The 23,763-nt window shown below is 67.7% G+C and carries 25 protein-coding genes and 1 pseudogene; 21 read left to right on the forward strand and 5 right to left on the reverse strand.

The genetic code is table 11. The features are described 5' to 3' along the window. Positions 1 to 5 precede the first annotated feature (5 nt). From AC4FS1_RS14790 to AC4FS1_RS14820, 7 genes are all read left to right on the forward strand, one after another. Positions 6 to 1,091 carry an LLM class flavin-dependent oxidoreductase gene (locus tag AC4FS1_RS14790; RefSeq protein WP_491156381.1) on the forward strand — a complete coding sequence of 362 codons (1,086 nt, stop codon included), beginning with the start codon at positions 6 to 8 and terminating at the stop codon, positions 1,089 to 1,091. Continuing rightward, on the forward strand, positions 1,088 to 1,789 hold the full coding sequence (locus AC4FS1_RS14795; protein WP_491156382.1) for an NADPH-dependent F420 reductase: 702 nt from the start codon (positions 1,088 to 1,090) through the stop codon (positions 1,787 to 1,789). Before AC4FS1_RS14790 ends, AC4FS1_RS14795 begins: the two co-directional genes overlap by 4 nt. Positions 1,790 to 1,797: 8 nt before the next feature. Beyond that, the gene (locus AC4FS1_RS14800) at positions 1,798 to 1,941 is read left to right on the forward strand and encodes a hypothetical protein (RefSeq protein ID WP_491156384.1); all 144 of its coding nucleotides are present in this window, start codon (positions 1,798 to 1,800) and stop codon (positions 1,939 to 1,941) included. A 116-nt stretch (positions 1,942 to 2,057) separates the two neighbouring features. Further along, positions 2,058 to 3,176 (forward strand): alkene reductase, encoded by a 1,119-nt coding sequence (locus AC4FS1_RS14805; protein WP_491156386.1) that lies wholly within the window; start codon positions 2,058 to 2,060, stop codon positions 3,174 to 3,176. Between the two features lie 28 nt (positions 3,177 to 3,204). After that, positions 3,205 to 3,981, forward strand: coding sequence for an SDR family NAD(P)-dependent oxidoreductase (locus AC4FS1_RS14810; RefSeq protein ID WP_491156387.1), 777 nt, complete (start codon positions 3,205 to 3,207; stop codon positions 3,979 to 3,981). An 18-nt stretch (positions 3,982 to 3,999) separates the two neighbouring features. Further along, positions 4,000 to 4,422 (forward strand): nitroreductase/quinone reductase family protein, encoded by a 423-nt coding sequence (locus AC4FS1_RS14815; RefSeq protein WP_491156389.1) that lies wholly within the window; start codon positions 4,000 to 4,002, stop codon positions 4,420 to 4,422. 140 nt (positions 4,423 to 4,562) lie between these two features. Beyond that, entirely contained in the window at positions 4,563 to 4,733 is a 171-nt protein-coding gene (locus AC4FS1_RS14820) for a hypothetical protein (RefSeq protein WP_491156391.1), read from the forward strand. 38 nt (positions 4,734 to 4,771) lie between these two features. On the opposite strand, the gene AC4FS1_RS14825 is transcribed toward AC4FS1_RS14820, so the two are convergent. After that, positions 4,772 to 5,386: a TetR family transcriptional regulator gene (locus tag AC4FS1_RS14825; RefSeq protein WP_491156392.1), complete on the reverse strand. Its 615-nt coding sequence runs from the start codon at positions 5,384 to 5,386 to the stop codon at positions 4,772 to 4,774. Positions 5,387 to 5,472: 86 nt separating this feature from the next. Between AC4FS1_RS14825 and AC4FS1_RS14830 the strand changes: the two genes are divergently transcribed. Beyond that, positions 5,473 to 6,873, forward strand: a complete 1,401-nt coding sequence (locus tag AC4FS1_RS14830; RefSeq protein ID WP_491156394.1) for a serine hydrolase domain-containing protein — start codon at positions 5,473 to 5,475, stop codon at positions 6,871 to 6,873. Positions 6,874 to 6,887: 14 nt separating this feature from the next. Here the strand turns inward: AC4FS1_RS14830 and AC4FS1_RS14835 are convergent. Then, a pseudogene (locus AC4FS1_RS14835) lies at positions 6,888 to 7,405 on the reverse strand (helix-turn-helix domain-containing protein); the annotation flags it as partial. A gap of 22 nt (positions 7,406 to 7,427) precedes the next feature. After that, complete coding sequence (locus tag AC4FS1_RS14840) at positions 7,428 to 8,003, reverse strand: dihydrofolate reductase family protein (protein ID WP_491156396.1); 576 nt, start codon at positions 8,001 to 8,003, stop codon at positions 7,428 to 7,430. A gap of 71 nt (positions 8,004 to 8,074) precedes the next feature. Between AC4FS1_RS14840 and AC4FS1_RS14845 the strand changes: the two genes are divergently transcribed. After that, a complete protein-coding gene (locus tag AC4FS1_RS14845) occupies positions 8,075 to 8,641 on the forward strand; it encodes a TetR/AcrR family transcriptional regulator (RefSeq protein ID WP_491156398.1) in 567 nt (188 codons plus the stop codon). Between the two features lie 91 nt (positions 8,642 to 8,732). On the opposite strand, the gene AC4FS1_RS14850 is transcribed toward AC4FS1_RS14845, so the two are convergent. Further along, complete coding sequence (locus AC4FS1_RS14850; protein ID WP_491156399.1) at positions 8,733 to 9,656, reverse strand: fumarylacetoacetate hydrolase family protein; 924 nt, start codon at positions 9,654 to 9,656, stop codon at positions 8,733 to 8,735. A gap of 204 nt (positions 9,657 to 9,860) precedes the next feature. On the opposite strand from AC4FS1_RS14850, the gene AC4FS1_RS14855 reads away from it, so the two are divergent. From AC4FS1_RS14855 to AC4FS1_RS14910, 12 genes are all read left to right on the forward strand, one after another. Beyond that, positions 9,861 to 10,706 carry an SDR family NAD(P)-dependent oxidoreductase gene (locus AC4FS1_RS14855; RefSeq protein WP_491156401.1) on the forward strand — a complete coding sequence of 282 codons (846 nt, stop codon included), beginning with the start codon at positions 9,861 to 9,863 and terminating at the stop codon, positions 10,704 to 10,706. Then, on the forward strand, positions 10,699 to 11,538 hold the full coding sequence (locus AC4FS1_RS14860) for a 3-hydroxyacyl-CoA dehydrogenase family protein (protein ID WP_491156403.1): 840 nt from the start codon (positions 10,699 to 10,701) through the stop codon (positions 11,536 to 11,538). The genes AC4FS1_RS14855 and AC4FS1_RS14860 overlap by 8 nt, the downstream gene beginning before the upstream one ends. After that, positions 11,535 to 12,500, forward strand: a complete 966-nt coding sequence (locus AC4FS1_RS14865; RefSeq protein ID WP_491156405.1) for a MaoC family dehydratase — start codon at positions 11,535 to 11,537, stop codon at positions 12,498 to 12,500. The genes AC4FS1_RS14860 and AC4FS1_RS14865 overlap by 4 nt, the downstream gene beginning before the upstream one ends. Then, the gene (locus AC4FS1_RS14870; RefSeq protein WP_491156407.1) at positions 12,497 to 13,687 is read left to right on the forward strand and encodes a CaiB/BaiF CoA transferase family protein; all 1,191 of its coding nucleotides are present in this window, start codon (positions 12,497 to 12,499) and stop codon (positions 13,685 to 13,687) included. The genes AC4FS1_RS14865 and AC4FS1_RS14870 overlap by 4 nt, the downstream gene beginning before the upstream one ends. Positions 13,688 to 13,838: 151 nt before the next feature. Then, positions 13,839 to 15,035, forward strand: a complete 1,197-nt coding sequence (locus tag AC4FS1_RS14875; protein ID WP_491156409.1) for an ABC transporter substrate-binding protein — start codon at positions 13,839 to 13,841, stop codon at positions 15,033 to 15,035. A gap of 22 nt (positions 15,036 to 15,057) precedes the next feature. Continuing rightward, positions 15,058 to 16,008: a phosphotriesterase family protein gene (locus AC4FS1_RS14880; protein ID WP_491156410.1), complete on the forward strand. Its 951-nt coding sequence runs from the start codon at positions 15,058 to 15,060 to the stop codon at positions 16,006 to 16,008. Further along, positions 16,005 to 16,799, forward strand: a complete 795-nt coding sequence (locus AC4FS1_RS14885) for an ABC transporter ATP-binding protein (RefSeq protein ID WP_491156411.1) — start codon at positions 16,005 to 16,007, stop codon at positions 16,797 to 16,799. The genes AC4FS1_RS14880 and AC4FS1_RS14885 overlap by 4 nt, the downstream gene beginning before the upstream one ends. Then, positions 16,796 to 17,536, forward strand: coding sequence for an ABC transporter ATP-binding protein (locus AC4FS1_RS14890; protein WP_491156413.1), 741 nt, complete (start codon positions 16,796 to 16,798; stop codon positions 17,534 to 17,536). The genes AC4FS1_RS14885 and AC4FS1_RS14890 overlap by 4 nt, the downstream gene beginning before the upstream one ends. Next, a complete protein-coding gene (locus tag AC4FS1_RS14895) occupies positions 17,533 to 18,405 on the forward strand; it encodes a branched-chain amino acid ABC transporter permease (RefSeq protein WP_491156414.1) in 873 nt (290 codons plus the stop codon). Before AC4FS1_RS14890 ends, AC4FS1_RS14895 begins: the two co-directional genes overlap by 4 nt. Next, positions 18,402 to 19,472: a branched-chain amino acid ABC transporter permease gene (locus tag AC4FS1_RS14900; RefSeq protein WP_491156416.1), complete on the forward strand. Its 1,071-nt coding sequence runs from the start codon at positions 18,402 to 18,404 to the stop codon at positions 19,470 to 19,472. Before AC4FS1_RS14895 ends, AC4FS1_RS14900 begins: the two co-directional genes overlap by 4 nt. Before the next feature lie 4 nt (positions 19,473 to 19,476). Next, a complete protein-coding gene (locus AC4FS1_RS14905; RefSeq protein ID WP_491156418.1) occupies positions 19,477 to 20,388 on the forward strand; it encodes a LysR family transcriptional regulator in 912 nt (303 codons plus the stop codon). A gap of 58 nt (positions 20,389 to 20,446) precedes the next feature. Beyond that, positions 20,447 to 22,129, forward strand: a complete 1,683-nt coding sequence (locus AC4FS1_RS14910; RefSeq protein WP_491156420.1) for an acetolactate synthase catalytic subunit — start codon at positions 20,447 to 20,449, stop codon at positions 22,127 to 22,129. Positions 22,130 to 22,154: 25 nt separating this feature from the next. Here AC4FS1_RS14910 and AC4FS1_RS14915 read toward each other — a convergent pair whose 3' ends face one another. Next, positions 22,155 to 23,708: a LuxR C-terminal-related transcriptional regulator gene (locus AC4FS1_RS14915; protein ID WP_491156422.1), complete on the reverse strand. Its 1,554-nt coding sequence runs from the start codon at positions 23,706 to 23,708 to the stop codon at positions 22,155 to 22,157. Positions 23,709 to 23,763 lie beyond the last annotated feature (55 nt).

Raw genomic sequence — 23,763 nt, forward strand, 5'->3', positions numbered from 1 at the left:
CGATCATGAGCGACTACACCGACCTCGAGTTCGGCGTCGATACATTCGGAGACCTGCCACGCGACGACCAAGGCGCGGTCGTCTCCTACGCAGCGGCGATCCGTGCCACCGTGGCGGAGGCGGTCCTGGCCGACCAGCTGGGGATCGACGCGATCGCCATCGGAGAGCACCACCGCCCCGAGTTCGCCATCTCCTCCCCGGAGACCGTGCTGGCCGGCATCGCGACGGCGACGGACCGCATCCGTCTCGGCTCCGGCGTCACCGTGCTGTCCTCCGACGACCCGGTGCGGGTATTCCAGCGCTTCGCCACGGTCGACGCGCTCTCGAACGGGCGTGCCGAAGTCATCCTCGGCCGCGGTTCCTTCACCGAATCGTTTCCGCTGTTCGGGTATGACCTCGCCGACTACGAGCTGCTCTTCGACGAGAAGATCGATCTGTTCCACGCCTTGCTCGATGAGAAGCCGGTCACGTGGGAAGGCACGACGCGTGCGCCCCTTCACGAGGCGGACGTCTTCCCGAAAACCGATTCGGGGCGGTTGCGCACCTGGGTCGGCGTCGGCGGAACGCCGCAGTCTGTCGTTCGGACCGCGCAGTACGGGTTCCGGCTCATGCTCGCCATCATCGGAGGCGCCCCCGGCCGCTTCGCGCCCTATGTAGATCTGTATCGCCGTGCAACCGAGCAGCTGGGCACGACTGCCCATCCGGTGGGCATGCATTCCCCTGGTTTCATCGCGGCGACGGATGCTGAGGCCAAGGAGATCTTCTACCCCGGGTACAAGGTGATCCGCGACCGTATCGGGGCGTTGCGCGGGTGGCCACCCCTGCGGCGGTCGGAGTTCGAAGCCGACGTCGCGCAAGGGTCGCTGTACGTGGGCTCGCCGGAGACCGTCGCCCGAAGGATGGCCGATGCCATCCGCACGCTGGACGTCGGCCGATTCGACCTGATCTACACCGCCGGCGGCGCACTGTCCGCGAGCGCACGCCTCCGCGCTGTCGAGCTGTATGGCACGCAAGTGATTCCGATGGTCCGCGAGATGCTCGCCGAGACGCCGACGCGGCCCACCATGACCGGCGCGGCGTTCCGGCGATGAGCGAGAGGAATGACATGGACAGCAACTTCAGCGACGACGTCACGGTGGGGATTCTCGGGGCGGGCAAAGTCGGCACGGTGCTCGCCCGCCTTGCCGTCGCCGCGGGTTACCGGGTGTTGATCGCGGGCTCGGGAGACCCCGAGCGGATCGCTCTCACCATCGATGTGCTCGCGCCCGGCGCGACTGCCGTCGGTGCAGAAGTCGCCGCCCGCGAGGCCGACATCGTTGTGCTTGCGCTGCCTCTCGGGAAGTTCCGGGCTGTTCCGGCGGCGCAGCTCCACGGCAAGCTCGTTGTGGACGCCATGAACTACTGGTGGGAAACCGACGGCATTCGCGACGACCTGAACGATCCGCGCACCTCGACGAGCGAGGTCGTCCAGGACTTCCTCCCGGGGTCGCGCGTCGTGAAGGCGCTGAACCATATGGGTTACCACGACCTTGAGGAAGAAGCTCGCCCCGCTGGCGCTTCGGGCCGGAAGGCGATCGCACTCGCCGGCGACCGGGAAGTCGACCTCGCGCGTACCGCAGAGTTCATCGACGCGCTCGGGTTCGACCCTGTCATCGCCGGTCCCCTCGCTGCAGGCGTTCTCTTGCAGCCCGGCAACCCGACGTTCGGTGCCAACGTCCCAGCAGATGACCTCCGCGAACTCATCGATGCCTCGGCCGCCGCGGGCTCACCCAGGCCGGCCGCGGCCTGATCCCGCTCATGACCGAGTTCGAGAACTTCCGCACCTTCACACCCCGCGCCTTCCAAGTCGACCTCCTGAACACCCTGTTCGACCAGCTCATCGCCTGGTCGCATGCCCTGGAAGGCGTGCGGAAGCCGGGGCTCACCATGCCCGTCCCCTGAGGACGGCCTCCGGGTGGAATTCGGGCGTCAAAGAAAGTTGCTCGAACAAGGAATAAGATGAGCTAAGTCATTGCTCGAACAAGTAACGATCCACCATGGGTCGCGAAAGGACAGCAATGACTACGCCAGATTTCCGCACGCGAACCGTTTCCGCCTTCGAGCCGGTCTCGGTCGGACGCCTTCACCTGGGCAACCGCATCGTGATGGCACCCATGACTCGCAGTCGCGCCTTCGGCACGACGGCGAGCGACGACATGGCTGAGTACTACGCCCAGCGCGCCGGCGCCGGACTCATCATCACCGAGGGGATTCAGCCCAGCGCCGTCGGGCAGGGCTACCCCGACACCCCGGGGCTCCACACGGCCGAGCAGGTCGCGTCGTGGCGCGCCGTGACCGACCGCGTCCACGCCGAAGGCGGTATCATCGCCGCCCAGCTCATGCACACCGGGCGCATCGGACATCCGGCCACCACGGATGCTGTCGGCAATGAGGGTCTGCTCCCCGTCGGCCCCTCCGCCGTGAAAGTCGCCGGCCAGATCTTCACCCCCGCCGGGATGAAGGACTACGTCGTGCCGGTGGCCATGACCGAGGACGACATCCAGGCCACGATCGCCGACTTCGTCGACGCCGCCCGCAACGCCATCGATGCGGGCTTCGACGCCGTCGAGATCCACGGTGCCAACGGATACCTTCTGCACCAGTTCCTCGCCCCCAACGCCAATGAGCGCACCGACCGCTGGGGTGGCAGCGTCGAGAACCGCATCCGACTGACCGTCGAGGTCGCCCGCGCGGTCTCCGAGGCGATCGGCTCCGACCGCACCGGCATCCGCATCTCCCCCCACAACGGCCTGGGAGACACGGTCGAGACCGACTACCGGGACGTGTACCCGGTGCTGATCGCGAGCCTGGGAACCCTGAACCTGGCGTACCTGCACCTCGTCGAGTCCGGCGACCCGAGCTTCACCCCCACGGTGCGCGAGCTCTGGGATGGCGTGCTCATCCTCAACTCCGCCGCAGCCGACCCGCTGACCCATCGGGAGCGTCTGGAACTGGTCGCCAATGGCACAGCCGACCTGGTGTCGTTCGCACGCCTGTTCATCGCCAACCCCGACCTGGTCGAGCGGCTCGCCGCTGGCGCGGCACTCGCCCTTCCCGACCTCAGCAAGGCCTACGGCGGCAACAGTGCCGGCTACACCGACTACCCCCGCTTGGCCGATACCGCGGCCGGCAACTGACATCTCCTCCCAGAAAGGCAACCGTTCCATGTCCACCACCACTTCCGCCCCCGCTCCTCTTGCCGCTGACCGCAGCACCGGTCGCGTCGTCGTCATCACCGGCGCCGCCGGGGGAATGGGTGCGAAGCTCGTATCCCGCTTCCTGGCCAACGGCGACACCGTCATCGCCACCGACATCTCCGAAGACGCGCTACAGAAGCTGAGCGAGGACCTCGACTCCGAACGCCTCGTGACCCTCGCGGCCGAGATCGCCGACCAAGCCCAGGTCGAAGCTCTGGCCGAGGTCGCCCGCGGGTTCGGCCGGGTCGACGTCCTCCTCAACGTCGCCGGCTTCTTCCCGTTCGACACCTTCGCCGACACCACCCCCGACCGCTGGCGCACCGTCATCGATGTGAACCTCACCGGGTACTTCCTGGTCACCCACGCGCTTCTGCCGTTGATGCAGGGCCGCGGATGGGGGCGCATCGTCAACGTCGGCTCGGCATCGATGTTCCCGGGCGTCGCCGGTCAGGTTCACTACGTGTCCGCCAAGACAGGACTCATCGGATTCACGCGGAGTCTTGCCCGCGAGGTCGGCGAGGACGGCATCACCGTCAACCTCCTCACCCCGGGTCTCACCCTCACCGGACCTGTTCTCGAGAACTTCCCGCAGGAGCTCATCGAGAGTCAGCGCAAGGGGCGAGCCCTCAAGCGCGACCAGCACGCCGAAGACCTCGTCGGTCCGATGTTCTTCCTTGCCTCACCGGACGCGGACTTCGTCACGGGGCAGACGCTGAACGTCGACGGCGGCATGTTCATGAACTGACACGAAGGAGACGACGACATGACCGAATTCAATGACCGGGTCATCACGCAGTTCCGGCGGAGCAACGGCGTCGTGGGAGGGTGGGGCGATCAGCTGGTGCTCGTCCATCATCGGGGTGTGCGCACCGGTCTCGCCCGGATCAACCCGGCCATGTCGATCCGGGAGAACGGCTCGTGGATGGTGGTCGGCTCCGCGATGGGCTCTCCGAAGGACCCCGCGTGGGTCGCGAACCTGCGCGCGCATCCCCGCACCGTCATCGAGGTCGCCGAGGCGGGCGGCATCCGCGAGGTGCCGGTGATCGCCGAGGAGCTCAGCGGCACTGAGCGCGAGCGGGCGTTCGCCCGCTTCGTTCGGATGGCGCCCTCCTTCGGCCAGTATCAGGCACACGCCGGGCGGCTCCTGCCGGTGATCCGGTTCGTCCCCCGATCGCCCTCCGTGTGATCGCGCGAGGCGAGCGACGTCTGGCAGCCCCGGTGTATGCCGGGGCTGCCGCACGTGCCGCCGGCCGCCGCATCCGGTGCAGGAGGATCCGCCTCGCTCGTCGTCATACGCTGTGGATGTTGCCAATCGAAAGGCTTTGCATGTCTTCCCACAGCGAGCAGTCCTCCCACGAGCGCATTCCGGCCTCCGATGAGCCGACCATCCCGGAGCTCGAGGTCGACGAGAGCATCCCGCCTCGGCCGGAGGAAGGGATCGCCGATGTCCTGCGGTCCGAACCCGATACTCGAGACCACAGCGAGCAGCCCGACTGACGTCACTCTCCCGGCGGAGACCGGGTGGCCGGGCGGGTCTAACCGGGGGCGGAGCTCTCCGCGATCTGCGCCCGCAGCCCGGAGACGAGAGTCTCGAGGCTGAACGACCACGCCAGGGCGGGGTCGTAACCCTCCAGCGCGTGGAACTGCGGAAACCTCTCCGGCGGCAGGTCCTCCATGACCGTCTCGGGCAGCTCGCCTCGGGCAAGCAAGCTGCGCTCAGCGCCCACCATCAGCGCGGGGAACACGGCCGCCTTCACGGCGCTGTAGGCATCGCCGGGTGAAAGCCCCGCCGCGGCGAACGCCGCCATGGCGACTTCGAACGAAGCCGCCGCGCGGGCGCCTTGCACGGGGCGGCGTGAGAGGGCGGCGAACGCTCCGGGGTGACGCGTGGCCAGCGCGCTCATCGCGGCGAAAAAGGTGCGGACCCACTCTTCCCAGTCCACCGTCGTCGTGGGGAGGTGCGCTTGATCGAGCAGAGAATCGACGATGCCGTCGGTGATCGCGTCGCGCGTCTCGACGTGGTTATAGAGCGAGGTGACGTGGACGCCTAATTCCCCGGCTATTCGCCGCAGGGTCACAGCGTCCAAGCCGTCACGATCGGCCATGGCGACCGCGCAGTCCACGATTCGCTCCCGCGTCAGTGCTGCCACCGGATGAGCATAACGCTCTTGACACGCATACCTACACTGTAGGTATGATGCACCTACACTGTAGGTTATGAGAGAAGGAGACGCGGATGTTCACATCCCAGGAGCTGGAGCAGAAGCTCGCCGAACTGATCGCTAAACACCGCGTCCCAGGCGCGCAGCTGGCCGTGTTGGACGGGAACTCCGTCACAGAGGTGGCGGCCGGTGTGCTGAGTCTGCGAACGGGCCTGCCCACGACCCCGGATTCGCTGTTCCTGCCCGGCTCGATCGGCAAGCTCTACACCGCGACGCTGATCATGATGCTGGTCGAGGAGGGTGCGCTCGACCTGGACACCCCCATCCGTACGTACCTCCCCGACTTCGAGGTGGCCGACCGGCATGCTCGCGACACCGTGACCCCGCGCGATCTGCTCACCCACACCAGCGGCTTCGACGGCGACCACTTCACCAACACCGGCCGCGGCGACGACGCGCTCGCCGCCTACGTTGCCGGGTGCGCCGGCCTGCCCCAGATCGCCGCCCCCGGTGCCATCTGGAGCTACAGCAACAGCGGCTACTCCATCCTCGGGCGGATCGTCGAAGTCCTCATGGGAACGACATTCGAGCAGGCGCTGCGCGACCGGATCTTCACGCCGCTCGGGCTGCAGCACACCGTGTCCTTCGCCGACGAGGCGATCGTCCACCCCACTTCGGTCGGGCACGTGCCCGACCAGGACGATCCCTCGACCCTGGTGGTCAGCCCGACGTGGGGGCTCTGGCGCGCCTTCGGGCCGATGGGTTCCGCCCTCGTGGCCTCGGCTGGTGACGTGCTCGCGTTCGCGCGACTGCACCTCGACGGCGGTGTCGCCCCCGACGGCACTCGGTTGCTGGACGCGGCGCTGGCGGAGAGCATGCTCGAGCAGCAGGTCGAGCTGGTGGACGATTCGGTGCTCGGACAGGGGTGGGGTCTCGGCTGGATCCTGGACCGCTGGGGGGATGTCACGGTCATCGGCCACGACGGGAACTCCATCGGGCAGAACGCCTTCATGCGCGTGGCCCCCGAGCAGCGCTTCGGGTTCTGCCTGCAGACCAACGTCGACAGTGCGCTGGGCATGTACCGCGAGCTCGCCGACTGGTTGTTCGGGCGGCGACTCGGAGTAGGTCCGCGACCTGACCCCGCAGCCCTCGACGACCAGCGAGTGACCGAGCCGGAACGATACACCGGCAGCTACGAGCGTGAGGGACTGACCTTCGAGATCTCAGCGGACGAGGAGGGCCGTCTGCGTGCTACGGTGACGCCGTCTCACGGAGTGGCGCAAGAGCAGGGCTGGCCGCCGATGATCGAGCTGCCGTTGGTGCCTGTTACCCGGGAGGACTCCTTCCTCCTCGAGCTCCCCATCGCTGACGCCGCCCTCCTCGCGGTCTTCTTCAACCCCGCCGAGGAGAACGGCCTCCCCAGCTACCTCCACTTCGGAGGACGTGCGCACCGACGCGCGAACGCGGAGGGCTAGCTGAATGAGGCCAAGGCGAACACGTTTGAGCGATAGCGCGCGCCGTTGTCGGTGACGATGCGCTCGATCGAGGTGACCCCGTGGTCCGCGAACCAGGTCTTTGCGCGTACGAGGAACCCGGCTGCGGTCACGTCCTTCTCGTCGTCGAGCGATTCGGTGTAAGCGAGGCGCGTGTGCCCATCGACAGCTGAGTGGGGTAGACGTATCCGCGCGGGGCGCCTCGCTTCTTCGTCCGCTCGACGCACGAGCCTCGGGCCTATCACGGCCGTGGATGCGCCACCCGCCGCCATCGGGGATCCGGCCGACCTTGTTGACATCGATATGCAGGTGGGCTGACGCGGCCACGAGGGACGATCGAGAAGGCCAACCTCCCCGAACTGCCGGTAACGGTTGACCACTTGGACGCGGTCGCGCGGGAGATACCCATCTCAGCGGCGACATGAGCGATCGGACGTGTGCGACACCGCTCGATCAGCCGGCGACCACCTTCGAGCGTCAACGGAGCCTTCGCGTGCGGTGGCCGACGCGCGATGGCCCGTGCACGCTCACGGTATTCAGGCTCTGCCACAGGAGGCGTACTCCTCGATCACAACACCCGACCCGAAGGAGCGGGTTTCGGTCAGAGCGAACGCGGACGGCTCGTAGGGGGCACCGCCGAACATGGAGATGCCGGAGCCGAAGACGACGGGGTGGCGTTTGATGACGAGGTGATCGATCTCCGACAGAAGCGTGCCTGCAAGCTCGCCACCACCGCAGAGCCAGACGTCCAGACCCTCTTCTCGCTTCAGGCTGCGGACCGTGGCGAGCGGATCGTCAGTGAGGATGATCGCCGGGTCGACGTCGCGTGGGTGGCGACTCGCGACGATCTGACGCAGGTGAGGGTAGGGGCTGGTGATGCCGATATCGAGGGCGGGTGTGAGTGTGTTCCACCCCATGATCACCGTGTCGAATCGCGTTTTCGGTGGTTCGATGCCCAGCGCTGCATATGCATGCGCGGGTAAGGCATCTGCGTACTCGCCGAACACCACCAACGCATGATCGCCTTCGACAAGGAACGCATCGAACCCGCCCGTCGGGTCGGCGATATACCCGTCGATGCTGACGGCGACGTAATAGATGAGCTCTCGCATGATGTCTCCAATCACGACACTTGTCGTAGTTAAACTACAACAGCAGTCGTGGTTTGGCTAGCATGGGCGACATGGCCCGCAACGACGAACGACGCTCTGCTCTCGCCGACGCCGGGATCCGTGTGCTCGCTCAGGAAGGAGCCCGCGGTCTCACCCACCGAGCTGTCGATGCCGCAGCCGGCACGCCACGCGGCACCGCGTCGAATTACTTCCCGACCCGCGACGATGTCATCTCCGCACTCGTTGACCGCATCGGAGAGCGACTCACACCCGATCCCGAGATCGTTCCTTCCCGTGGCGCTCGGTCTCCCGACCGGGCACTCTTTGCCGACTACCTGCGAGACGTCGTGCGACGACTCAGCGCTGACCCGCATGTGGCGCTTGCCCTCTTCGAGCTGCGGCTCGAGGCTGCTCGACGCCCCGCCATCGCCGAGACGCTCGGAGCGTGGCGACAGCGAGCATTCCAGGAGGATGTCGCATTCAACGACGCTTCTGGCCTGCCTGGGGGACGAACCGAGATCGCCCTGTTTCACTACGCCATCGACGGACTGATGCTCGACCACCTCACCGCGCCACTCGACACAGGATTATCTGTCGACGCCACCATTAACGAACTCGTCGACCGCATACTTCAGTAATCCCGCTCTCAGCCCTCCGAGCGCGCGCGTCAACAACCTCCTGGCCAGCAACAGCTCACACCCGGGCCGACGCGCGGCGGCCGGACCGCGGTCAGCGCAACGGGTGAATCGGGTCGGCGGCGACCACCTCGTTGCGGAGCGTCCCGAGACCCTCCACGGCAAGCTCGACGGTGTCGCCGGGAGTCAGCCACGGGTACCCCTCGGTGCCGTGGGTGCCGCGAAGCTCCAGGAGGCACCCACCGTTGGCGGTCCCGCTCCCGATCACATCACCGGCGCGCACCTCCGTGCCGCGCGACGCGTAGGACAGCATCTCGGGGAAGCTCCAGTAGATCTCCGACAGGTTGGATTCCGAGTAGACCCGCCCATTCACGGCGACGCTCATCCGCAGATCGAAGCTGCGACCACTCCGGCGGTCCGCCAGCTCATCCGGCGTGACGAGGATCGGGCCGAGGGTGGTGGCGGTGTCCTTGCCCTTGACGGGTCCCATCGACAGCCGCATCTCCTCGCGCTGGACGTCGCGGCCGCTCCAGTCGTTCATGATGCAGAACCCGGCGATGTGCGACTCCGCATCCGCCGGAGCGAGGTTGCGTCCGCCGGACCACAGCACGGCGGCGACCTCCATCTCGAAGTCGAACTCCGCCGAGCCCGGCGTCATCGACACCGCGCCCGCGCCGCCGACGGCATAGGGGTTGGAAAAGTAGAAGACCGGGCGCTCATACCACAGCGGGTCCATCTCGAGCCCCCGCCAGCGGCGGCCGGCTTTGACGTGGTCTTCGAAGGCGTAGAAATCCCGCACGGTCGGGGGGGTGCCGAAGGACTCACCGATCGGGTGGACCTCCGTATCGACGGGGATGCCACGGGTGAGGATCGCATCCGTTACTGACAGAGTGCGATCTCGCCCGGAGCCGAGCAGAGCCAGCAGCGTCTGGGGGGAGTCGCTGCGCCGCCAAGGACCGCCCTCGGCGCTGACCAGCACATAGGGGGACCCATCGATCGTCGTCTGCGCGTACCTCACATTTCCAGCGTTCCCGACTCGGGGTGGCACAGCCAATAGATGCTGCCGATCAGCCGATAGCGACCGTCGATGCAGGCGCACCCGTGTACCCATAAGAACCGCGTATCAGTGACCGGTCAATGCCTATTGGACGCCTACGCGACTGGTCGCCCACGGTGGACAGAGAGGCGTTCCGCGTGAGCGCGCACGGACCAGGAGGCGACAGTGAGTGTTTCAGCGCAGGAACCGGCTGTCGCCCTGCACGGCGATGTGATCGTCGTGACCGGTGCCGGCACGGCCGCGCACACCCCGCCAGGCCTCTGGGGGATAGGCGCGGCCGTGGCCGCCTATGCCGCGGGTGCGGGCGGGCGCATCGGTGTCCTCGACGTCGACATCGACGCGGCCCGGCGCACCGTGGCCCGAGCGGAAGAGATATACCCGGACGTCGCGGAACGGGTGATCGCCTTGCAGGCCGACGTGACAGACGATGCCGATGTGACAAGGGCGCTGGACGAACTGCGGGAGCGGTTCGCGGCGATCAGCGGGGTCGTTAACAACGTCGGCATCGGTGGCCCCCGCGGTACCACGGCGGAGGTCGACCTGGTCGCGTGGTCCACGGCCTTCGACGTCAATGTCACCTCTATGGTCCGGGTCTTGCGGGCGGCACTTCCCGACCTCATCGAGACACGCGGAAGTGTGGTGAACATCTCCTCACTCGCGGCTGTCCGCGGCGGTCACCACGCGCTGAGTTACCCCACGACCAAGGCGGCCGTGGTCGGTCTCACCCGCACCATGGCGGGGCACCACGGTCCCGACGGTGTCCGCGTCAACGCCGTGCTTCCGGGCCTGGTGTACACCCCGATGGTCGCCGACAGGGGCCTGACGGATAGTGCCCGCACGGGCAGGGCGTCGACGTCGATGCTTCGAACCGAAGGCACCGCGTGGGACATCGCGGCACCGGTGACTTTCCTGCTCTCCCGCGCAGCGTCCTGGATGACGGGGGTGGTGCTGCCGGTGGATGCGGGTTTGGGCGCACTCACCTCGAACCTGGGGGTGGCAAGAAATGACTGAGCACGACATCAGCCGCGTACTCGTCGTGGGCGGCGGGACGATGGGACGGCAGATCGCGGCGACCCTCGCGCTCGCCGGAACAGCGCACGTCGCGGTGTTCGACCAGAGCTCTCTTCAGCGAGACGACGCCAGCGCTTGGTTGGACGAGTTCATCGACGATGAGGAGGTGCGGGGGCGCATCCAGGTGGTACCCGCGTTGGACGGTCATTCCGACGTCCACCTGGTGATCGAGGCCATCAGCGAAGATGAGGCGGCCAAGCGGGCGGTTCTCACCGCGCTCTTGGAACTTGCACCGCGGGCAACCATCGCGTCGAACTCATCCTCCTTGCCGGTCGCGCGTCTCGCCGCCGACCCCGCCCGACTGGTCAACCTGCACTTTTACGTACGACCCTGGGAACGCAAGGTGGTCGAGCTGATGACCTCCGGTACCACAGCGCCGGAACGTCTCCTCGCTCTGCGGTCCTTCATGGAGGCTCTCGGCTTCCGTGTGTTCACGCTTGCTCAGCCCAGCTTCGGGTTGCTGTACAACCGCATCTGGGCGGCAGTCAAGCGTGAGTCGCTAGCGATCGTCGACGAGGGCATCGCGACCGCCGAAGAGGTGGACGAGATCTATCGCGCGCTCGAACCGCGCCCTACCCGCGGACCGTTCGAGCGGATGGACGCCGTCGGGCTGGACACCATCCTGCTCATCGAGCGTGCGTACGCCGCCGAGCGCGGCACCCCGATATCCCCCGCCCTCGAGGCCCTCGTCGACGCCGGTTCCCTCGGGGCGAAGACGGGCAGGGGCTTCTACGACCACCGACACGCTTCTCCGGAGAGGACCTCACCATGACGGTGACGCTGCCACCTGCTCAACCGCGGTTTACTTGGGACAACATCGCCGTCGGCGACGATCTGGGGCTCGTCTCCGGGCGGGTCTCGGAGTCGCATGTGCGGGCGCACGCCTTCGCGATTGATGAGAGTGCCGCCCGCTATCTGGATCGCGAGGATGGGAACCGTCTCGTTCCGTCCACCCTGTTCATCAACGATCTGCTCAAGCTCTTCCTCCTGGGGTACGACTGCACACCGCCGATGGTCGGGGGGCTGCACACCCGCGCCGTCATCGACATCGTCCGGCCGGTCGCCGTCGACGAGGAGGTCACGGTGACGGGCAGCCATGTCGCGAAGTACATCCGCCGCGGCCGCCGGTATCGGTCGTGCCGCAGCGCGGTCACCGGCAGCGACGGCGTTGAGGCCATCCGGATGCTCGCCACGGAGACCGTCGGATTCGACGTACTGTCCGAGCAGGACTCGGGCGAGATGCCAGAGAACTGGGCTGCGGATCTCCCCCGCGTGACCACCGAGGTCGGACCGGACGACGCCCCGTACGTGCCCGGAGCTGAGCCGCGGGCGGGGGATGTGATCCGGTCTTCACCGCGGAGCGTCTCCTACGAGCAGAGCATCGTCTTCTCCGGCTTCCCGTTCTCCTGGGCGCAGCCGACCCCGCAACCGTTGCGCCGAGGAATCCACACCGAGCCGGCCATCGCGGAAGCGGCGGGATACCCCGCGCCCGTCGCGCAGGGCCTGATGTCCGCCTCCCACATCATCTCGACCGTGCTGGAGGATCTCGGCGACAGCGCGCCCGGCGCATCGAGCTTCTCGTTCTCGTTCATCGCCCCGGTCCTCGTGGGCAGCACGCTGACCGCCGTCGCGGTCATCGACGAGGTCACCGCCGAAGCCGTCCACCTGCATGCCTTCGCGAAAGACGAACAGGAACGGATCGTCACCGTCGGGCACGCCCGGGTTCAGCGATGAGCGCCGGTCCACTCAGCGGTGTTCGGGTGATCGACATGTCGCGGTGGATCGCCGGGCCGCACGCCGCGCTGATCCTCGGAGACCTCGGCGCCGACGTCGTCAAGGTGGAGAGCCCCGGGGGAGACCCCTCGCGCCTGTCCGGACCGCACGTCCACGGTGAGTCCACGTACTTCATGGCCCTGAACCGAAGCAAACGCGGCGTTGTGGTTGACACCAGGTCTGAGGCGGGGATCGCCCTGCTCATCCGGCTGCTCACGCAGGCGGACATCCTCATCGAGAACTTCCGGCCGGGCACCCTGGCGGCGATGGGGCTCGGGGCGGAACGACTCGCCGAGATCAACCCTCGCCTCGTGACCGTATCGGTGTCGGGATACGGCCAGACCGGTCCGCAGGCCGGCGACGGCTGCTTCGACTCCGTGGCCCAGGCGGTGAGCGGGCTGCAGTCCGTGACAGGAGCGCCGGGGGAGGCGCCCTCGCGCGCGGGCTTCTACGTGGCCGATTATGCGGCCGCTCTGCACGCCGCGCTCGGCGCCGTCGTCGCGCTCTTCGCACGGACGCGCACTGACCGTGGCCAGGCGATCGACATCTCTCTCGTAGAGAGCCTGCTGTCGATGTCGGCCACCTTCGTTCCGGGGTATACCGCGGCCGGCGTCGAACCGACGAGGCAGGGGAACCGCAGCATCCACGCGGCCCCCGCAGATGTCTTCGAGACTGCGGATGGGTTCGTGCAGCTCAGCGCATCGACCAACGCGCTCTTCGTCGCTCTCGCCACGGCCATGGGACGACCAGAAATGCTCAGCGATCCACGGTTCGCGACGAACGCCCTGCGCCTTGAGAACGTCGGCAGCCTGACGGACGAGATCCGTCGATGGACTCGGGCCCAGACGTCTGAGGAACTCGTCGCCGCGCTCCGCGAGGCGCGGGTGCCGGCCGGCAAGGTCCAGACCGTGGCCGATGTGGTGCGCAATCCGCAACTGCGTGCGCGTGAGTACTTCGTCGAGATCGATCATCCCGTCGCCGGTCCCGTTGAATTCGCCGGTCCCGTCCTCCGGATGGCCGGCGCGCCCGCGTCGGGGCTGCGTCCGTCGCCGGGGCTCGGCGAGCACACCGGCGACGTGCTCACGGAGTGGCTCGAACTCGGCGAGGATGAGAGGGAACAGCTCCAAACCCGAGGAGCGTTCGGCTAACGCCGAGGCCCGATCACCTTGGCCCCCAGACGGTGCCCACACCCGTTGATAGACGCTGGCTATGACAGGCGAGCAGCCCGGTATTGGACGGCGATCTCGCCGGACAACAGCATGGAAAGACAAGCTTCGGCATCTTTCATTGAGGAGAGAAATGCACATCAAAGGTCGGATTCTGCAAGCGATCGGCGCTGTCACAGCGCTCGGGCTCGCGTTGACGGGTTGCGCCGCGGGCGCGGGCACGGGCGGTGGTGGAGACACGGCCGAGAGCGACACGATCACCATCGGCGCGCTGCTGCCGCTCTCGGGTGCGGCCGCGAACTACGGACCGGTCTACCAGGGCGGCATCGAGGCGTACGTGGAGCATGTCAACGAGTCGGGCGGCATCGGCGGCAAGCAGGTCGAGCTGAAGGTGTACGACAACGGCTACGACCCGGCGAAGTCGCTCGCAGCAGCCCGCAAGGCGGTCACCGAGGACGACGTCTTCGCTTTCGTGTCGACGCCGGGTACCCCCGTGAACGACGCCGTCGCGCGGTACCTCGACGAGCAGGGTGTGCCGAACCTCTGGATCGTCACCGGCGCCCCCCAGTTCAATGACCCGGACACTTATCCCCTGATCTTCCCCTTCCAGCTGTCCTACAGCACGGAGCCGGAGCTGATCTGGAACTACCTTCAAGAGTCGCACCCCGACGCGAAGATCGGCGTGCTCTACCAGAACGACGACTTCGGCAAGAGCTTCCAAGGCGTCTTCAACGAACTCGCCGGCAGCTCCATCGTCGCCGAGCAGCCCTATGAGAGCTCGGACTCGGACGTCTCCAGCCAGATTTCCGCGTTGAAAGCGTCCGGCGCCGACGTCGTCGTCTCATTCGTGCTCGCCAAGTTCGGCATCCTCGCGATGCGGGCGATGAACGACACCGGCTGGGATGCCCCGCTCGTCATCAGTTCGAATGCGAACGACCCCGCGGTCCTCTCCGAGGCCGGTGCGGACGCCCTGGAGGGCGTGATCGCCGGCTCCAGCTTCCCCTCGATCGACAGCGACGAGGAGTCTGTGCTGGAGTACCGAGAGCTCATGGAGAAGTACTCCCCGTCCACACCCGTGGGCACCAGCTCGATGCAGACCTTCGCTGCCACGAAGCTCTTCATGATCGCTCTGGAGGCGGCAGGAGAAAACCCCACACGTGAGGCCCTGGTCGAGGCAGCGCAGAACCTGAAGGACGTGCAGGGTCTCCCGGTCATCGGTGAGGTGACGGTAACGGCTGAGGATCACGACGCGATCAGCTGCATGGCGATGACGCAGTACACGGCGGATCTGACGTTCGAGTTCATCTCCGACCCGATCTGCGCCGGCTGAGCACGTGCGGGGTACGAATTCCATGACCACTCGCAAGGTACACACGGTGCTTGGTGACGTCGAGCTCGACAGGCTCGGCTGGGTTCTCCCGCATGAGCACGTCGTGACCTCGAGCGCGGGCATCTGGGATTCGTACCCCGAGCTCATCGGCGATCAGGCGCGGCTGGAGACAGACTCCGTCTCCGCGCTCACCGCCCTGCTGGGCACTCGCTTCCGCACCATTGTCGATCTCACGACCCACGATCTGGGCCGGAACGTCGAGTTCGTGCGTCGTGTCTCCATGCAGAGCGGGATCAACGTCGTGGTGGCCACCGGATGCTGGATGGATGCGCCCCGGTCGTTCTATCGACGCAAGCCGGATGAGGTCGCGGCGCTGTTCGTTCGCGAGTTGACCGAGGGTATCGCCGGGACTTCGGTGCGCGCGGGCGTCATCAAGGTGGCCTCTGAAGGGCCGATCAGCGACGAATACCGCGTGATCATCGAAGCGGCGGGCATTGCCAGCCGACTGACGGGCGCCCCGGTCTACACGCATTCCGCCTCCGCGACGCGGGACGGTCTCGGACAGCTGGATCTTCTCGTCGCAGCCGGAGCGGATCCCGCCCGGATCTGCATCGGGCACAGTAACGACACCGTCGACCTCGGTTATGTCTCGGAGCTCGCCGGGCGCGGTGCATTCGTGGGCTTCGACCGATTCCCCGGCGACCACGGGGCCGATCTCCAGGCCCGGATCGATCTCCTCGTCGCGGCGGTGGACGAGGGCCTGGCCGACCACCTCCTGCTCTCCCACGACTGGGCGGTGGAGTTCTCGCACAGCATCCCGCCGCGTTCCGGGTGGGGGCGCAATAGCGACGGTTATCGCCTCATCCCCGATGTCGTCCTCCCCGGGGCCGCAGACGCGGGCATCGGCGAACTCGACGTCCAGACCATCTGCCGCGACAATCCGCGCCGATTCCTCGCTGGGGAGGCCTCATGACCGCCGACGTCCTTCTCGAAGCCCGCGGGGTGAGTATCGCTTTCGGCGGAGTCAAAGCCCTCAGCGACGTCTCGCTCAAGATCGAGCGCGGCGACGCATACGGCCTCATCGGCCCCAACGGCGCCGGTAAGACCACGCTCGTCAACTGCGTCTCACGCACGTTCTCCCACAACACCGGCTCGATCTCCCTGCGCGGCGAGTCCATCGACCGCAGCAAGCCCGAGCAGCTGGCCGCGATGGGCATGGCACGCACGTTCCAGCACGTGCATCTGTTCACCGAGCTCACCGTGCTCGAGAACGTGCTCGTCGGCGCGCACCACACCGGCACTGTCGGAATGCTCGCCTACGCGTTGCGCCTCCCTCGTGCCCGGATGGAGACGCGCAGCCGTCGCGAGGCCGCCATGGCCACCTTGGACGCGCTCGATCTCGCCGATCTCGCAGACCGCCGGGTGGACACGCTGCCGTTCCCGCAGCAACGCCGTGTCGACATCGCCCGGGCGCTGGCGTCCGATCCCCAGCTGCTGCTCCTCGACGAACCTGCCGCGGGCCTCAACGACGCGGAGGCCGGGGAACTCGCCGACGTCATCGCCCAGCTGCACCGCGAGGGTGGCGTGCACTCCTTCCTGCTCATCGAGCACCACGTCGACATGGTCATGCGCCTGTGCTCGAAGATCGCCGTGCTCGACTTCGGGCGCAAGATCGCGGACGGCACGCCGGCGGAGGTGCGCGAGAACCGCGCCGTCTTGGAGGCCTATCTCGGCGCGGCTGCCGAGGACGGAGAAGCCGCATGAGCTCGTCGTCACTCATCATCGAACACCTCGCCGTTTCCTACGGGCCGGTCAGGGCCGTGGAAGACCTGTCGCTCGAAGCGCACGAGGGCGAGATCACCGCTCTCGTCGGATCGAACGGCGCCGGCAAGTCCACGCTGCTGAGGGCCATCACCGGCCTCGTGCGTGTGTCGTCCGGCTCGATCAGCTACGCCGGCGAGCGCATCGAGAATCAGCGGGCCGCGCGAGCGGTCCGCCGAGGCCTCGGGCATGTCCCCGAGGGGCGCCAGGTCTTCGGGGATCTCACCGTCCTGGAGAACCTGCACCTCGGCGCCTACCGCTTCCGCGGGAGAGGGGCGAGGATGCCCGACATCCTGCGCATGTACGAGCTGTTCCCCCGCCTGGAGGAGCGCCGCACTCAGCGGGCCGGAACCCTCTCCGGAGGTGAACAGCAGATGCTCGTCATCGCCCGGGCGCTCATCGGGCGCCCGAAGATGCTCCTGCTCGACGAACCGTCGTTGGGACTCGCGCCGATGATGGCTGCACAAATCCTGGACGCCCTCGTCGCGTTGAACCGCTCGGAAGGACTCGCAGTGCTGATGACCGAGCAGAACGTGGCGGCGGCGCTGCGGATCGCCGATCGCGGGTACGTGCTTTCCTCGGGCCGTGTCGTCATGGAGGGGACGGGCGCGGCGCTGGCCAGCGACCCTGTCGTTCGCGAGCACTATCTCGGCTCCCTGAGTAAGCAGGAGGAGTCATGATCGAGCAGATCATCATCGGCATCGCCAACGGCTCGGTTTATGCGGCGCTCGGGCTCGCCCTGGTGCTGATCTACCGGGCGACCGGCGTTGTGAACTTCGCACAGGGGGAGATGGCGACGCTCACGGCGTACATCACCTACACGCTGATCCTCGCCGGTGTGCCGTGGCCGCTGGCAGTCGTGCTGGCGCTCGTGGCATCGGCCGCGCTCGGAGCCGGGATCTTCACGTTCCTGGTCCGTCCGATCCGGGGGCGGGCGAAGCACACCAATATCGCCATCCTCACCCTCGCCCTCTTCACCTTTCTCGCGAGCGTGACACTGAGCACCTGGACGGGCATCCCGAAGGCCTTCCCCCCGATCTTCGGAACGGAGGTGCTGGACATCGGTGGCGCGCGCATCAGCAGCACCGTCATCGTCGTCCTGATCATCGCGATCGTGACGATGGTGCTCGTCACCCTGTTCTTCCGCTTCACCAAGCTCGGACTCGGTCTGCAGGGCGCTACGTCCAACGAGACCGCCGCCCGCATCGTGGGCATCGAACCGAACAGGGCCTACATGGCGGGCTGGGCGCTGGCTGCAGCGGTGGGCGGCGTCGCCGGCATCCTCTCGGCGAATATGCTGCTGCTCGAGCCGACCATGATGGTCATGCCCATGATCCTCGCCTTCGCGGCCATGGCCGTCGGCGGCCTGTCCAGTCCGCTCGGAGCGGTGCTCGGCGGCCTGATCCTCGGCTTGGCCCAGAGCCTCCTCGGAACCTACGTGGACGGGGCCGCCGCGCTGCGCACGCCGATCGCGTTCCTTCTCCTGGTCCTTGTTCTGCTCGTCCGCCCGCAGGGGTTCTTCGGGCGCGGAAAGGTTGTCCGACCGTGAGTACCTCTCTCGCACGCCGCGTCGCAACAGTTCCGGCATGGTTCTTCCTCGGCCTGGCCGCGTGCATCGCGGCCCTGACCCCCTTCGTCTTTCCCGGCATCATCAGCGTGGACAATGCCACGATCGCGATCGCTCTCGGCGTGATCGCGATCAGCCAGTACTTCATCACCGGCCTTTCCGGGCAGATGTCCCTGGGCCAGGGTGCGCTCGCGGCGATCGGCGCCTACGGCTTCGCCGTCGCCTTCACACTCGGGGTTCCCTGGCTGTTCGCTTTGGTGATCGGTGCGATCGTGGCCGCCGTCGCCGGGACGATCATCGGGCTGGTCGCCCTGCGCCTGCAGGAACTGTACTTGGCCATGGTCACCCTCGCCCTCGTGGTCGCCCTTCCCCCGCTGATCAAGCTCGACGGGATCAGCGACCTCACCGGAGGCGCCAACGGCCTGATCCTCGATGCGCCGATGATCCCGGGGGCCGATCTCGTCGGGCGCTCCGTCGCACAATACGCAGTGGTGCTGATCGTTCTCGTGCTGGTTGTACTCTGCGTGGGCGCTATCGCACGGTCCCGCCACGGCCTGGCCATCCGTGCCCTGGAATTCAGCGACGTCTCGGCCCGCGCGAGCGGCGTTCCGCTCTTTCGCTACCGGATGTCGTCTTTCCTGCTGGCCGCGTTCGTCGCGGGTCTGGGCGGGGGTCTGTACGCCATGGTGCTCGGGATCGTCACCCCGGATTCCTTCTCCCTCGCGTTCTCCCTGCAGTTCCTCATGATGATCGTCCTCGGCGGGATGCGCCGGCTCAGCGGCGCCGTCATCGGTGCGGTGCTGGTGTGGTGGCTGCACATCAACCTGGAGGGATTTGCGATCCCACTCGGTAACTCCTCGTTCGACGTCCTGCCGGGTGCCGTCTTCGCGCTCGCCGTGATCGTCGTCGTGCTCTTCTTCCCCGAGGGGATCGCCGGCGGCGTGCCCCGTCTCTGGTCCTGGGCATCCGGGCGGCTGCGGCGCGCCCGGCCCGTCGATCAGTCTCGGGACGGCGCCGCGGATCGGGCCGAGGAGCGGGTCGTAGGCTGAGGAAGTGGAGCTACGCAGAGTTCGCTACTTCGTAGTTCTCGCCCGTGAACTGCACTTCGGGCGCGCCTCGGCGCGCCTGCACATCGCTCAGCCGGGGCTCTCCCAGCAGATCCAGGTCTTCGAGAACGAGCTTGGCGTGCGGCTGTTCGAGCGCAGTAGGCGCGGTGTGGCGTTGACGGGTGCCGGTCACGCCCTGCTCGGGGAGGCGGAGAGTTTGTTGCGCCATGCCGACGCGTTCGAGGCGACCGCCCGCGCATGGAGCAGCGGCGCCGGCGGTACGCTGCGGATCGCGCACAATCGCTCGACGCCGGAGCTCGGCGCCGCCGAGCTGCTCGCGGAGTTCCGCGAGCACCATCCGGACATGTCGATCGAGGTCGAGTCGGGATGGACTGCCCACAACTGCCAGCTGTTACGCCAGGGCGACGCGGACGCGGTTTTCGTTCGCCTTCCGCTGATGGACTCGAAGGGCATCGACTATGTGCCGCTCGGGACGAGCGAGCTGGTCGCCGCACTGCCTGCCGGACACCCCCTCGTCGGTCAGGAGCGGATCGAGCGCGAGTCGCTTCGCGGGGAGCGCATCGTGATGTGGCCGCGGCGACAGTCCCCGGGGTATTACGACGCGCTCGTCGGGCTGATCTGGGGTGACGAGGGTCCGACAGTCGTTGTGGAGGAAGCCGATGCCGCGTACGTGCTCGGGGCGGTACGCGCCGGTGCCGGCGTCGGGGTGCTAGATCGTGCCCGGGCCGAGATGCTGTGCCCTCCCGGTGTCGTGATCCGTGGGTTCGCAGACCCGATGCCGCGTGTCGGCTATGGCGTGGCGTGGATCGAGACCGCGCATATGGCGCCGTCCGTGGAACGGTTCATCGCCTTCGCGAAGACCTGGGTGAGCCGCGACGACTTCGATAACGGAGCCTGATCCGTCCAGAGGCAACGTGTATTGGCCCGCGACTCGCGTTCGGCGAAGACTTCGGGATATGACCCGAACTGTCGCCATCGCCCTGGCCGAAGGACTGCGCCGTCACGGAATCGAGCAGATCTTCGGGCAGAGCCTGCCCAGCCTGCTGATCCTGGAGGCGGAACGACGGGGCATCCGTCAGGTCGCGTACCGCACGGAGAACGCCGGGGGTGCGATGGCGGACGCTGCGGCGCGCATCAGTCGGCGAATCGGCGTGGTGACGGCGCAGAACGGCCCCGCTGCGACGCTGCTCGTTCCTCCCCTGGCGGAGGCTTTCAAGGCCTCCATCCCGGTGCTCGCCCTGGTTCAAGAGGTCACCGCGGACCGGCAGGATCGCAATGCCTTTCAGGAGCTGGACCATCACAGGCTCTTCGACGGCGTCACGAAGTGGTGCCGTCGGCTGCCCTCCGCAGAGCGTGCGGAGGACTTCCTGGATATGGCGATCACGCAGGCGACCACAGGGCGGCCTGGACCGGTCGTCCTGCTGCTGCCGAAGGACATCCTGGCGGCCGAGGCGGGGGAGCCCGCGCGCAGCGCACAGCTGGGCGGGTTTCCCCTGGACCGCGTGGGGCCGGATCCGCGGCGGGTCGACGAGGCGGCCGCGCTGCTCGCGTCCGCCGAGCGCCCGGTGGTGATCGCGGGGGGAGGTGTGCACCTGTCCGGCGCGGCCTCCGCACTCGGTCGGCTCCAGGAGGAGCTGTCCCTGGCGGTGGGGACCACGAACATGGGCAAGGGCGCTGTCGACGAGACGCATCCGCTCTCGCTCGGGGTGATCGGGAACGCGATGTCCGCCGATGCTCCGAACCACCGCCTGCGCCACCTCGTCCACGGCGCCGACGTCGCGGTGCTCGTGGGAACGCGGACGAATGAGAACGGCACGGATGCGTGGACGCTGTTCTCGAAGGACACCACGTTCATCCACCTCGACATCGATGGCACGGAGGTGGGGCGCAACTACGAGGCCCTCCGGCTCGTGGGCGATGCGCGTCTGGGGCTCGAAGCCCTGACGGCGGCGGTGGGCGAGGAGCAGCGCCGGCGTCGAAGAGACCGGCGTCCGGCGGTGGAGGCGGAGATCTCGGCCTCGCGGACGCAGGGCCGTGCCGCCGCCGCCGCGGTCCGATCCGTCGGTGCGGCCATCGACCCGCGACACGTGATGTCTGCGCTGGACGACCTTCTTCCTGCGGAGTCGATCGTGGTGGCGGACGCAAGTTTCTCAACCCTCTGGGTGACCGGCTTCCTCCGCGCCCGCGTCGGGGGACAGCGCTTCCTCACGCCCCGGGGCCTCGCAGGCCTGGGATGGGGCCTGCCGATGGCGCTGGGGGCGAAGGTTGCGCGTCCTGGTCACGCGGTGGTCTGCGTGACCGGAGACGGCGGGTTCGGCCACGTGTGGAGCGAGCTGGAGACGGCGGTCCGGGAGCGCATCAATGTGACGGTCATCGTCCTGAACAACTCGATTCTCGGCTTCCAGAAGCACTCCGAGCTCGAGCAGTTCGGAGAGCACACGTCCGCAATCCGGTTCGCACCGGTCGATCACACCGGAATCGCCGCCGCGGTGGGGATGCGACACTGGCGCGTGGGAGAGGCGGCGCAGCTGGCCGACGCGCTCGACGCGGCGCTGCGCACCGAGGCCCCGACACTCGTCGAAGTCCTCGTCGACGAAGAAGCCCGTCCGCCGATCACCGCGTGGCAGTTGACGGAGTGAGGCGGATTCGCGGGTCCGCGTTCTGCTACCGCTCGGCGCGGTCGCTTCCAAGGATCGCGCGCCCGCGCACTCCGTCGGCCAGGAGCGCGGCCAGCTGAGTGCGCGAATGCACGCCGAGCTTCCGGTAGACCGACGACAGCTGCGACTCCACGGTGCGGATGCTGGTGAACGACGATGAAGCGATCTGGCGGGAGGACGCACCCGCGGCGGCGGCCTGCGCGACCTCCCGTTCGCGGGTCGTCAGCATCGCCAGCCGACCCTCGGAGGAGACTGCGGAGAGGGCGGCTGCCACCAGCCTCCCGATGGCGATGTCTCCGGTGCGTCGCACGATCAAGTCCGCACGGTCCAGTGCCCGGCGGGCCGGGCCTGCTTGACCGGCCGCGGTATAGGCGCGCCCCAGTGCGAGGAGTGTCAGCGCGTGCTGGTCGGGGAAGCCCGCACCGGCAAGGACCGCCACCGCCCCCTCCAGGCGCGCCACCGACGATTCGACCAACCCGCGTATGTGTTGCACGAGGCCCGTGAGGAGCGGACGCCCGTTCTTGGCGATCTCTTCGAGTCGGTCGGCGATCTTGACCGCCTCGTCGCTGAGGCCGCACTCGACCGCCGCGCGAGCCAGATCGAAGTCGATCCACAAACGTCTGCCGGGCTCGTGCAGGCCGAGTCCTTCGGCCATCTCCCTGGCACGGGCGAGTTGCACGTACGCCTCGCGCCAGTCTTCGCGGACAGCGGCGGCGAGCCCGGTGAGCGCCGCACGCGAGAACTCACCGGCTGCTTCCGAACCTTGCAGGGTGGGCTCCAGCAGTACCGCCTGCAGCGTCTCCTCGTCGCCGGTGCGGATGGCGAGCAGCCCGCGGGCCCGGGCCTCGGCGGGAAACATCGATGCGGCGCCCGCATCCGCACGTGCCGCATCGTCGAGCGCACGGCGGGCGGTGTCGAGTCGGCCCGCGTAGATGTCGACGGTGGCAAGGTGGGTGCGGAAGACCCGCTCGATGAACGGCTGACCATCGTCGTGAGCGCTGCGCACCAGGGCGCGCAGCGCCGTACGCGACTCATCGAGCTTTCCCACCTGGTAGGAGAAGAAACCGCGTTGTGCGAGCGCGCTGTCCACGAGCGCGGTCAGCTCCAGATGTGACTCCTGAGCCGCCATGCGGTCCAGGAGTGTCTCGTCGAGCCCACGGCCCAGATCGAGTTCGGCCATCAACAGCGCCGCCAGCGCGCGGTGCCGTGACACCGGAGCGTCGTCATCGAGCCGGCCCAGCGCCGCTCGCGCGAGCGTGGCGCGCTGCTCCGGGTCGAGGGCGGCCTCGGCGCGGTAGGTGTCCAGGATGCCGCGCGCGGCGTCGTTCTCGGTCGCCTCGGCGATCGCATCGAAAACGCGACGTGCCTCGAACTCGCCGGCATCCACGCTCACCGCCATGAGCAGCGTCGGCAGAGCGCGGTCAAGAAGTGCCGCCGGGAGCTGCGCGGGGCGGCTGCGCTGGATGAGGGCTGCGGCTTCGGCGTGCTGGGATGCCCGGAGGTAGTGCTCCGCCCGGGAGATCATCGCGGCGAGATCCTCGCTGCGTCCGTCCGGGCACATCGCGATCAAGTCTACGAGCGCCAGAGGGGACCGGCTCGGGAATACGTCACCCTGT

Source organism: Microbacterium sp. Z12_35 (genome assembly GCF_058310475.1).